We start from the raw sequence: 11,256 nt of genomic DNA, 5'->3' as shown, positions 1-11,256 counted from the left end.
GGACTAAAACAGGTTTGCAACAAGTAGCTAATATTAGGGTCGCTTTTAAAAAAAATCAGTGCAATAAAGTAACCGATTTAATAAAAATGGCGGCTTAATAAACTTGTCCTACACCCATTCAATTCTAAGATTCGTGCCGCACGGGCGTCGCAGCGGCGCCCCGATACGGACGTGTTTTTGGTCAAATAACTTACTGTATATCAGTATTTTACAAATCGACCGAGGCGGCAGATTGCAATCGTACATCATAAATAGTATTAAAACTGAATAAAAATGAAAGCAATAAAAACCTACTTTTGTTTGGCACTAATGATTGGACTAATAGTAATGGCATTAATAACTAAAGATGTTATTAATAGTAAACTCTTCGCCTCCTTAGGAATAATAACAGGAGCTTTTGTACCTTCTAATCTATCGGATAATAGTAGAAATAGTAAAGTCGATAAATAAAAAAGTAAATATGTTCAACGGAAGAAATTTGTTAATAGCAACCAAACACGAAAAAGAAAAAGTGATTGCTCCAATTTTAGAACAAGAATTGGGTGTAAAATGCTTTGTTCCATCAAATTTAGATACTGATGAACTGGGAACTTTTACAAACGAAGTTCAAAGAAAAGACGACCCTATAACTACAGCCAGAAACAAATGTTTTATGGCTATGGAGTTAACTAATTGTGATTTAGCCATTGCCAGCGAGGGTTCTTTTGGTCCGCACCCTACTATTTATTTTGTTCCTGCCGATGATGAATTCTTACTTTTTCTCGATAAAAAAAATAATTTAGAAATTATAGTAAGAGAACTAAGCACTGAGACAAATTTTAATGGTTCAAATATTAAAACATCTAAGGAACTCAACGATTTTGCTTCCAATACAAATTTTCCTTCGCATGGTTTAATACTTAGAAAAGCTAAAGATGATTTTTCAGAAATTGTAAAGGGAATAACAAATGCTGAACAGCTATACAACAAGTTTAATTACTTTATTTCGAGTTATGGGACAGCCTTTATTGAAACCGATATGAGGGCAATGTATAACCCTACTCGAATGAAAGTGATTGAGAAAGCAACTAAAAAATTAGCAACTAAAATTAATACGCTTTGCCCCGAATGTAAGACGCCAGGATTTGGAATTACCGATACAACACAAGGACTTCCTTGCGAAATATGTAATTTTCCAACTCATAGTACTTTGAGCTATATTTATTCGTGTCAGAAATGCTCTTATATAAAAGAGGAAAAATATCCCAAAGGTAAACTTACTGAAGACCCAATGTATTGTGACTTTTGTAATCCATAGAAAGTAACATATGAAGAAAAAAATAATCAAGCAAGCATCTATAGTTAATGAAGGAAAAACCGTAATAGCAGACGTATTAATTGTAGGAGCAAGAATTGAAAATATTTCAAGTACCTTATCAGAGAGTAATGTAGAAATTATTGATGCCAAAGGCTTGTATTTGCTGCCTGGAGTAATTGATGACCAAGTGCATTTTCGTGAACCAGGTTTAACACGCAAGGGAACTATTTATTCTGAATCAAGAGCAGCAGTGGCTGGTGGCGTTACCTCATTTATGGACATGCCTAACACGTTACCCAATACCTTAACACAAGAGTTATTAGAGCAGAAGTATACCAGAGCATCAAAAACATCTTTAGCTAACTATTCCTTTTTTATGGGAATCAATCAAAATAATTTAGAAGATGCCTTAAAAACGGATAATGAAAATGTTTGCGGAATAACTGATGATGGATTATATTTTAATAATGACGAAGGCATTTTGGCCAATTATCCTGAATTTTTAGAAAAACTTTTCTCAAGAACAGACTCCTTGGTTGCATTGCATAGCGAAGATGATGCTATAATTAAAAATAACACATACAAGTATCGTCAGTTGTATGGAGACAATATTCCATTTGAATTTCATGCCTTAATTAGAAACGAGGAGGCCTGTTTATTTGCTACAAAACGTGTTCTTGAAATTTCTAAAAAACACAATAATCGATTACATATATTTCATATATCAACTCTTGAAGAGGCCAATTTATTCGACAATAAATTGCCTGTTGGAGAAAAAAGGATAACAGCAGAAGCCTGTGTTCATCATCTTTGGTTTTCGGATAAAGATTACAAAAGGCTTGGTGCTAAAATAAAATGGAATCCATCTGTAAAGACTGAGCAAGATAAAAATGGATTATTAGCAGCTCTTTTAGAAAATAAACTTGATATTGTCGCTACAGACCATGCTCCACATACAGTTAAAGAAAAAAACGGCACGTATTTCAATGCTTTGTCAGGAGGGCCTTTGGTTCAACATGCTTTACCTGTAATGCTTGAATTATTTCACCAAGGCAAAATTAGTATTGAAAAATTAGTTGAAAAAACGAGCCATCATGTTGCTGAGATTTATAGAATTAAAGAACGTGGCTATATTCGAGAAGGTTATTATGCTGATTTAGTTTTAGTGGATTTAAAAAATGAATGGAAAGTAACCCCTGAAAATATACTTTACAAATGCCAATGGTCTCCATTTGAAAATCAATGTTTCAAAAGTAAGATTGTCAAAACGTTGGTAAATGGGAATTTGGTGTATGACAGTGGTATGTTCAATGAAACTTGGCGAGGTACAAGGCTGAAATTTTCAAAAATAAGATAATTAAACAATAAATTAAGAATAGAAAAACATGAATTATAACTTACTAATTGATAATTTAACAAATCCTGCATTACTCTTTTTTGTGTTGGGTATTGTTGCTGTTTATTTAAAAAGTGATTTAGAAATACCTCCTAATTCATCAAAATTTATTTCACTTTATCTGTTATTTGCAATTGGCTTTAAAGGTGGGCAGGAATTATCTGGCGAAACATTTACAATCGAAATTGGATGGTCAATGATATTTGGTATTTTTATTTCATTAATTATTCCGTTATACACATTCTTTATTCTGAGAAGAAAACTGAGTGTATTTGATGCAGGTGCAATATCTGCAGCGTATGGCTCAGTAAGTGCAGTAACCTTTGTGACTGCAGTTGCTTATCTCGAATCGCAACAATTAACACTTCACGGGCACATGGTAGCGATTATGGCTTTGATGGAGTCACCTGCGATCATTATTGGCTTAGTGTTAATATCAGTATTCAACAGTGAAGAGTCTAATACATTCAAGAAAAGAACAGTTATAAAACACTCCTTTACAAATGGTAGCGTATTACTAATTTTTGGAAGTTTAATTATTGGATACGTAGCTAATGCTAAACAGGCAGAAGGAATAAAACCATTTACAAACGATCTTTTTAAAGGCTTTCTTGCTATTTTTCTTTTGGACATGGGTATTACAAGTGGTAGAAAGCTAAAAGCATTTTTTTCATTCGGATGGTTTCCTCTTATTTTCGCAATTTTAATTCCACTAATTAACGGCTGTTTAATTGCACTATTAAGCTCATTTGTAACTCAAGAAATAACCAATAGATTTATATTTTCAATTTTAGCCGCAAGTGCCTCTTACATTGCAGTCCCTGCTGCTATGAAAATATCTGTCCCTAAAGCAAATCCTGGACTTTTCTTGCCAATGGCTCTTGCAGTAACCTTCCCTATAAATATAACAATTGGAATGCCTATTTATTTTTTAATTGTTCAAAATACCTGAATCAACTTTGTAGTGAGTATATAGGTGCAAGCACATTTTCAAACCGCTGTAAGCTGACACACATACCAAAGTTTGCAAAAGAGTTTATACCTTTCTCAACAGTTTTTTTTACTTCCTAATTTCCTCACAGGTCTATCTACCCTATTGCTTCTTCTAAGGGTTATTTTTTGTGGGTACTAAGGGGTAAATAAGTCTGTTTGGAAGGACATTTCAACTGTTATTCTTGACAAGACGGGTGGGGAAATAAAAAATTCCAGAGGTTAAGTCGGTACCACATACGACGTGCCAGTATTGTTGAAATACGCGGCCGATAATGACATCATGCACGTCTGCCCTTCACAGACGTAATATAGCAAAATTTCATCGTCTTTAATTTACGGCGATAAATTTTCCGTGAGTGAGCATTTTCTACCGAGGCGCAGGCTCCACAAAAACAGCGGGGAGTTTGGCTGAAATTTCAGTTTTGTCTATCATAATGTTCTTTTGATACATTGTAATATGCTTTTCTGTCTACATTCACTCGCTTTTTAGTGCCCTATCCAAATCTTTTCCAAAGTGCCCTGAAAGAAACTCAACGGGTGTACGAATGTATGCAGGATTGCTTCCTAAGCGGCCATTCTGACCAATTGAATTACCTCATCCCATTGATTACTAAGGTTTTTTGTTCTCAGATTTAAAACTTGCTGTGCTCCATTTAGCGTCCAGCGTTGTCCGGAAAGTTTAAGTCGTTGCTGCACTACTGTTCTTTGAGCAGACTCAATGGCACCGGAACCAATCAGATAGCCTTTATCCGAAAACGTTTTATAAGTCATTCGATGCAGGTTATTGTCTAAATAGGTTAAGAGTGCATTTTTCTTTTCTAATCTATCGCCCTGACAATCAATATTTTGTATTTGTATTATAACTTCTTTGATCTCATCATTGAGGAGTAACTCTTTTGCCTGTTGGCACCATGTGTCAAGTTCCTCTTTATCTTTAAAGATTATCGTAGCCCATTGGCATATTTTCTCGAAAGCATGATAAAAGTCCAGAATTTGAATAGCATTAGGATAATTATCAGTGATCCAACGCCATATCCAAGGCGCACCGTCTGCAATAAAAACAAGGCAAGTCAGGCAATTGAGCAATGGGGTCATTTTTTCAATAAAATCCGTGTGTTCTCCTACGTATGCCACATAGTTTGATTCCTTGATAATTACCCGTTTATCACTGATGGAAAAATTATCGCTCGCCTTAAAAACGCGACCTACTTTTGTCTCTCGCCACCCATCTTCTCTACTTAAAATATAACTGCCGTCTACCATGGCATAATGCAACGATTCAACCTTCTCAACTACTTCTTTATCAATACATTTATCCTCTATCGCTTGCCCATAATAATGACACAGGTTCTCTATTTGCTTCCCACTTAAATCTACACCACAAAGGCGTTTGAGCAATTGGCTTGATTGCGCATAAACATGGCCTTGACCTAATAGTAAGGCACTCTCCTGCAAGTATGCACTTTGACGAAAACTGCCTTTGGGAGCCAGTAGATGATCCTTCTTGACTACTAACTCCCCAACTTGTGTTTGAACTTTTTTTTTGAGTTCCGATCTTGAGGCAACTCCCCAATGCTTAGTTGTAGTAACTCTTTTTGAAGCCCTTGCATTACTTCAAGGAAGCTCTTCTCGTAAGAGTACCCATCAGGCTTGGGCATTTTTTCCCATTCATCTAACTTGGAAAGTAGAATTTCTGTCGCTTTTTGTTTGTCCATCGTTTTTTGTGGCTAATTTAGTATTGCTCTGCATTTATTCGTACACCCGAAATGAAGGACTGGCAACGCTTTTGGAAAGCCCTGTTTCGGATGGCTAAAGAGCGCGGCATTCAAACGTTCATTGTCAATTGGAACATCGTGGTGTCGCCCGAATTTGCCAAAGCCTACAACGCCAAAGAATACAATGACCGTTCGGAATTAGTGAAACGCTACACACGAGAATCCGTCACGCAACTCATTGATGAATACGAAGATTTGACGGGCATCGGCGTCACACTCGCCGATTGGATGGGAACATTTGACGGCAAAATGTCACCGCAGGAACGGGAAGATTGGATTGAAGGCACCTTTGTGGCCGGCATGAAAGCCGCCAAACGCCCCGTTAAATTCCTGCATCGCTCGGTATTAGCTGGTGACCCGATGGCCATGCGCGGCGTCATTGACCGCGCCAATCTCTCGGAACCTGCTTTGGTAGAAATTAAGTTCAACTGGTCGCACGGACATTCGACGCCCACTTTGGCCATTACGCACGATTATCATTCGGGAAAACTCGACGAACGTTTTTGGACACCTTCTCCTACTAATTACCACATTCAATGGATGATTCGGAACGAAGATTTTTTCATTCTGCGTTGGGGGCAACCCGATTTTATCCGAAAACACATTGCCGCTAATACCCCCGATTACGTCAATGGTTATTTCATTGGTTCAGAGGGTTATATTCCTGCCAAAGATTATTCACAGGTAAATTCTCCCGTAAAAACGTGGCAATACGCCTTTGAAAAACAATGGTTATTTTACAAAACATGGGGGCGATTGCTGTACAATCCTACCACGCCCGACGCTGTTTTTGCCTCTGCTTTTGACCTGAAATACGGAAAAGGGATTGGAAAACCGTTGCTTCAAGCTTATCAACTGGCAAGTAATGTTCCCTTGAGATTGGCGTCTTTTCACCGCTCTACGTGGGATTATACGCTGTATTCCGAAGGTTTTATCGAAGCTGAGCCTTCCGATTCCAAGGGCGTTTTTGACCGTTCTTCGCCCTTTATTTCGATTGACGAATTTATTTATCACGAAACGCTGGATCCACAGTTACTGTCCATTCCTGCCTACGTGGCAAATGTACTGCAATCAAAAACAAGCGCTCAAACTTCACCGCTTGCGTTGGCGGATTCTGCCGAAAAAGACAGCAAAAACGTGCTTCAATTGGTCGCAGATTTGCGTAAAAAAGTAACCAAACAATCGGGAGCACTTACCTCGGAACTGGACGATGCCGCCACGTGGGCGTACTTAGGATTGTATTTTGCCGAAAAACTGCGGGCCGGTGTCGCTTTGGAACTGTACCGCCAAACGGGTGATGAATCGCAAAAGAAGAAGTCTGTTGAAATGTTAAAAATTACCCTTTCTCACTGGGATAATGTAGTGGCTTTAACCAAAAATCGATACCTCCCTACGCCCCACGTAGCGACTCAAAACTACAAAGAGAACTTTACGGTATTTTCTTGGGAATTGCTTCGTCCGCAGGTCATGCGGGATATTGAGTTGGCAGAGAAAGCTGTTTTTAAGAAATAAAGACAGACCCTTTAAGCGATTTTATACGATTAGGGTCTAATTTTTACAACGAAACGCCTCGTTTCCAGGGAATAAAGTCATCCTGTGCCAAACGCTGGGCGTGAGTAAGTTTTCCGCTCGCCACTTGGATGATTTCTTCCAATAAGGCATCGGCATTTTGGGCAATGGTTTGCTCTCCTGTTACGACGGGGCCGCAGTCAAAATCAATCACATCTGACATTTTGTTAGCCAAGGTCGAGTTAGTCGCGACTTTCATCACGGGACAAATCGGATTGCCCGTTGGCGTTCCCAGACCGGTTGTAAACAGAATGACCGTGGCACCGGCGGCGGTTTTTCCCGTAGTGGCTTCTACGTCATTGCCCGGAGTACAAACGAGTTGCAGGCCTTTTTCGGATGATATTTCGGTGTAATTAGTTACGTCCTGAATCGGGGCCGAACCCCCTTTTTTGGCGGCACCCGCCGATTTGATGGCATCGGTGATGAGTCCGTCTTTGATATTGCCGGGCGAAGGATTAAATGCAAACGCCGAACCTACCGCATCGGCCTTGCCCGAATAATCACGCATGAGTCTTTCAAACTTAGCCGCTTTTTCTTCCGTAACGCAACGATTCAACAATTCCTGTTCTACACCGTGCAGTTCGGGAAATTCCGCCAACAATGTTTTTCCACCCAAGGCCACCAGAATATCTGATACCTGCCCCAAGACGGGATTGGCCGAGATTCCTGAAAAACCATCCGAGCCTCCACATTTTAAACCTACTACCAATTCCGTAATGGGAACCTCTTCACGCTCGTGTTTGTCGGCTTTGATCAGTCCTAAGAATGTTTGCTTGATGGCCATTGACATCATTTCAGCTTCGGTGCCCTGTTGCTGTTCAAAAATGTACAACGGTTTATCAAAATGATGACTGCGTTTGTGAATTTCGTCCATCAAAATCTTCTCTTCCGAATTCTGACACCCCAAACTCAGCACCGTAATCCCGGCCACATTGGGGTGAACGGCATACGAGGCAAACAACGAGCAGAGCGTGTGCGCATCCTGCCGCGTACCGCCACAACCGCCTTCGTGGGTCAGGAACTTAATGCCGTCTATATTCTTAAATGGACGCTTTGTTATGACTGAAGCATCTATAGCCGCAACGGGAGCAAAGGGTTCAATTTTCTTCAAAACATCTATTTGTCCCTGTTGGTACAAATGCAGAAACTCCCGCACTTGGTCGCGGTACAGGTCGGGCTGGGCATAGCCCAACTCGCGCTCAAACGCATCTTTTAGGGTCAATACATTACGGTTTTCGCAAAAAACCAAGGGTATTACTAACCAATAATTATACGTCCCCACTTTACCATCCGAGCGACGATAGCCTTTGAACGTTCTGCCTACCCATTTGCTCACATCAGGCGGCGTCCAACTGTAAGGTTGGCGCTTGGCTGTGCTGTACGGCTCCGAATCGTGTTTTAAATTATACGTAGTAACGGGCTCGCCTCGTTTGATGGGTTGCGAAGCACGCCCCACCAACACGCCATACATCATGACAGGGTCACCAATGGCTAAGTCTTGGGTTACAAACTTGTGCTTGGCATAAACAGTATACGGCAATACATAGCTTTCGCCTTCAAAATCAACAGCTTCTCCCGCTGCTAAATCGCGGAGCGCAACGATGACATTATCGTTTACATTTACTTTTAAGACTTTATGTAACATACGTAGGTGAATTATGGAAAAAAGCGATAAATCTCTTTTCGGGGTAAAATTCGGGCAAATACAAGTACATCGCCTTCTAAATAAAGACCAATGCTGTACTCTCCTATCCGAATTCGATAAGCATTTTTATAACCCGAAAGTTTTTTGAGGTTGGGAATATTCTTAACGGCCGACGCCTCAGCTACTTGATTATATACGAGAAGTACGTCACTGAATACCGAAACGGGACTTTTCTTTAAGTCTCGTTCAAAGGATTTATTGGTTTGAAACAGCATCTTTCATCCATTTCAAAAAATCACTTTGTTCCTGATCTGACAACCGTCCTTCTTTCTTTCCCTCCTGCATTGCCAAATACAGGGCAGTATCCTCTTCTTCTTCCGTAAGTTCGCGAGGCTTTATTTCAATATCCAGTGCCTTGAGTACGCTCATCAAAGCCTTTTTTTGCTTAGGAGTTACCTGAATGTCCAGCATGAGGCGTTGTTTTCGGAGAGTTGCCGGTGCAGCCATTGTCTTTTGTTTTTTGGTAAATTTAGAGAGATTATGATTTCTATCAAAAGCGATTCAGCGTTTTGTGTTTACTTTTGCATTCAATATACATTAGACTTTTTCCAGTATCTGTGTATTTTTACATTTCAATTTATAGATATTCTATGAGAGTTGTTTCTTTATTTTCCGGTGCAGGAGGTTTTGATTTGGGTTTTGTACAAGCAGGGCATGAAGTTATTTGGGCAACGGATTACAATAAGGATTGTGCAGCAACTTACCATCATAATATCGGTAATCATTTTGTTCTTGATGATATTCGTAACATTCCGACCAGTCAAATCCCTGAATGTGATATAGTTATTGGAGGATTTCCGTGTCAAGGATTCTCACAGGCAAATAGGAATAGAGATATAAAAGATGAAAGAAATACTTTATATCGTGAATTTGTCAGAGTTGTCAATGATAAGCAACCTTCCTATTTTGTAGCAGAAAATGTCAGAGGATTATTAAGTATTGACAAAGGAGAAGCTATAAAGACAATAATCAATGATTTTCAAAGTATTGGTTATAAGGTAAGCTATCGTCTATTTAACGCTGCCGATTTCGGTGTTCCACAAAATAGATTTAGAGTAATCATCATAGGCATCAGGAATGACATTTTTCAAGGTACATTTCCATTTCCGCAACCTACTCATTCTCAAAAGCCTTCCTTGATTACTCCCAATAAATGGGTAACAATCAGCGAAGCTCTGGAAAGTATTCCCGAACCAGAAGAAGAGCATGATTTATTAAATCATATCTATTCTAAGTACAAAGTGACTGACCGTAACTTTATCGGTCATCGGAAAACAGACCCTCATAAACCTTCACCTACTATTTTAGCAAAAGATACGGGAGGAAATGTAACTACTCAGCACCCCAAAAATCACAGAAGAATGTCAGTTCGTGAAAGTGCTATCATTCAGACGTTTCCATTGGATTTTGAATTTAAGGGTTCTATGGGAAGCCAATACAGGCAGATAGGGAATGCTGTTGCCGTAAAGTTTGCATTGAAAATCGGAGAAGAATTTAGAAAAATTGAGAAAAGTGAGTTAATCTTACGTGATAAAAAAACACTATTAGCAGTATGAAAATCGTATCTCTCTTTTCTGGTATTGGAGGTTTTGACTTAGGCTTTATTTGGGCTGGGCATCAGGTAATATGGGCTAATGACCTATGGAAAGATGCTGTTGAAACTTACAAACTCAATATTAGTAAGCATATACAGTGTAAGGATATTAGAGAAGTTCCCTCTTGTGAAATACCTAATTGTGATATGATAATTGGTGGTTTTCCATGTCAAGGTTTTTCACTTGCAAATCAACAGAGGAATGAACAAGACGAACGAAATTTTTTATATTTAGAATTTGTACGAATTTTGAAAGATAAACAGCCATCTTTTTTTATTGCCGAAAATGTCAAGGGTATTTTGAGTTTGGGAAAAGGTAAAATTTTTGAACTCATTTGCAAGGATTTTGAAGCAATAGGTTACAATGTAAGATATTCTGTTTTAAATGCCGCCAATTATGGAGTACCTCAAACGCGAGAAAGAGTTTTGATATTTGGGCAAAGAAAAGGATTGGATATTAATATCAATTTCCCCCCTAAATCTACCCATCAAAAGCTCAATGGCATTCCTTTATTTGAAGATAGACAGCAATGGGTAAGTATTGGGGATGCTTTAAAGAATATTCCTCATCCAGAAGAGTTACACAATCTTGAAAATCATGAAGCTTCCAAATATAAATTAAGATTTAATGGATATTTAGGTCATAGAGTTATAAACCCAGATATGCCATCGCCAACTATAACGGCTCGTGGTGATGAAAAAGGAGGAGTGGTTGTGCATCACCACCCCAACAATAAAAGGAGGTTATCTCCAAGAGAAACAGCTATAATTCAATCATTCCCAATTAATTACAAATTTTACGGTACAAAAACTTCTTAGATTCAAGGAGTAAATGCAACTTTTAAAGAGGGCAAGAGAAGTAATATTTTTGAGAAAGAAGGGGTATCCCCCTTCTCCCCAAGGATAAATTACGTATAATTGCCTTCC

The 11,256-nt window shown here is 38.9% G+C and carries 12 protein-coding genes; 8 read left to right on the top strand and 4 right to left on the bottom strand.

Going from position 1 to position 11,256, the window contains the following annotated elements; translation table 11 throughout:
* Nucleotides 1-273: 273 nt before the first annotated feature.
* Genes Q0081_RS08810 through Q0081_RS08795 form a run of 4 tightly spaced genes read left to right on the top strand, consistent with a single transcriptional unit; the run spans nt 274 to nt 3,645 of the window.
* Complete coding sequence (locus tag Q0081_RS08810; RefSeq protein ID WP_298351599.1) at nt 274-450, top strand: hypothetical protein; 177 nt, start codon at nt 274-276, stop codon at nt 448-450.
* 10 nt (nt 451-460) lie between these two features.
* A complete protein-coding gene (locus Q0081_RS08805; RefSeq protein ID WP_298351597.1) occupies nt 461-1,297 on the top strand; it encodes a DUF6671 family protein in 837 nt (278 codons plus the stop codon).
* 10 nt (nt 1,298-1,307) lie between these two features.
* On the top strand, nt 1,308-2,654 hold the full coding sequence (locus tag Q0081_RS08800) for a dihydroorotase (RefSeq protein WP_298351594.1): 1,347 nt from the start codon (nt 1,308-1,310) through the stop codon (nt 2,652-2,654).
* A gap of 28 nt (nt 2,655-2,682) precedes the next feature.
* Nucleotides 2,683-3,645, top strand: coding sequence for a sodium-dependent bicarbonate transport family permease (locus tag Q0081_RS08795; RefSeq protein WP_298351591.1), 963 nt, complete (start codon nt 2,683-2,685; stop codon nt 3,643-3,645).
* A 605-nt stretch (nt 3,646-4,250) separates the two neighbouring features.
* Here the strand turns inward: Q0081_RS08795 and Q0081_RS08790 are convergent.
* Complete coding sequence (locus Q0081_RS08790) at nt 4,251-5,084, bottom strand: hypothetical protein (protein WP_298351588.1); 834 nt, start codon at nt 5,082-5,084, stop codon at nt 4,251-4,253.
* 145 nt (nt 5,085-5,229) lie between these two features.
* Here Q0081_RS08790 and Q0081_RS08785 point away from each other — a divergent pair, with 145 nt between their 5' ends.
* The gene (locus Q0081_RS08785) at nt 5,230-5,499 is read left to right on the top strand and encodes a hypothetical protein (protein ID WP_298351585.1); all 270 of its coding nucleotides are present in this window, start codon (nt 5,230-5,232) and stop codon (nt 5,497-5,499) included.
* Nucleotides 5,453-6,973: a hypothetical protein gene (locus tag Q0081_RS08780; RefSeq protein ID WP_298351582.1), complete on the top strand. Its 1,521-nt coding sequence runs from the start codon at nt 5,453-5,455 to the stop codon at nt 6,971-6,973. Before Q0081_RS08785 ends, Q0081_RS08780 begins: the two co-directional genes overlap by 47 nt.
* A gap of 43 nt (nt 6,974-7,016) precedes the next feature.
* Here the strand turns inward: Q0081_RS08780 and Q0081_RS08775 are convergent, their stop codons facing one another.
* Genes Q0081_RS08775 through Q0081_RS08765 form a run of 3 tightly spaced genes read right to left on the bottom strand, consistent with a single transcriptional unit; the run spans nt 7,017 to nt 9,182 of the window.
* On the bottom strand, nt 7,017-8,675 hold the full coding sequence (locus Q0081_RS08775; RefSeq protein ID WP_298351579.1) for a UxaA family hydrolase: 1,659 nt from the start codon (nt 8,673-8,675) through the stop codon (nt 7,017-7,019).
* Nucleotides 8,676-8,686: 11 nt separating this feature from the next.
* The gene (locus Q0081_RS08770) at nt 8,687-8,950 is read right to left on the bottom strand and encodes a type II toxin-antitoxin system RelE/ParE family toxin (RefSeq protein ID WP_298351577.1); all 264 of its coding nucleotides are present in this window, start codon (nt 8,948-8,950) and stop codon (nt 8,687-8,689) included.
* Nucleotides 8,931-9,182 (bottom strand): hypothetical protein, encoded by a 252-nt coding sequence (locus tag Q0081_RS08765; RefSeq protein ID WP_298351575.1) that lies wholly within the window; start codon nt 9,180-9,182, stop codon nt 8,931-8,933. The genes Q0081_RS08770 and Q0081_RS08765 overlap by 20 nt, the downstream gene beginning before the upstream one ends.
* A gap of 143 nt (nt 9,183-9,325) precedes the next feature.
* On the opposite strand from Q0081_RS08765, the gene Q0081_RS08760 reads away from it, so the two are divergent.
* Together Q0081_RS08760 and Q0081_RS08755 are read left to right on the top strand one after the other, a co-directional pair.
* Nucleotides 9,326-10,291, top strand: a complete 966-nt coding sequence (locus Q0081_RS08760) for a DNA cytosine methyltransferase (RefSeq protein ID WP_298351572.1) — start codon at nt 9,326-9,328, stop codon at nt 10,289-10,291.
* Nucleotides 10,288-11,148, top strand: a complete 861-nt coding sequence (locus Q0081_RS08755; RefSeq protein WP_298351569.1) for a DNA cytosine methyltransferase — start codon at nt 10,288-10,290, stop codon at nt 11,146-11,148. Before Q0081_RS08760 ends, Q0081_RS08755 begins: the two co-directional genes overlap by 4 nt.
* Nucleotides 11,149-11,256 lie beyond the last annotated feature (108 nt).

It is taken from the genome of Runella sp. (assembly GCF_027484545.1).
Lineage (GTDB): Bacteria > Bacteroidota > Bacteroidia > Cytophagales > Spirosomataceae > Runella.
This window is presented reverse-complemented; position numbering and strand designations above follow the sequence as displayed.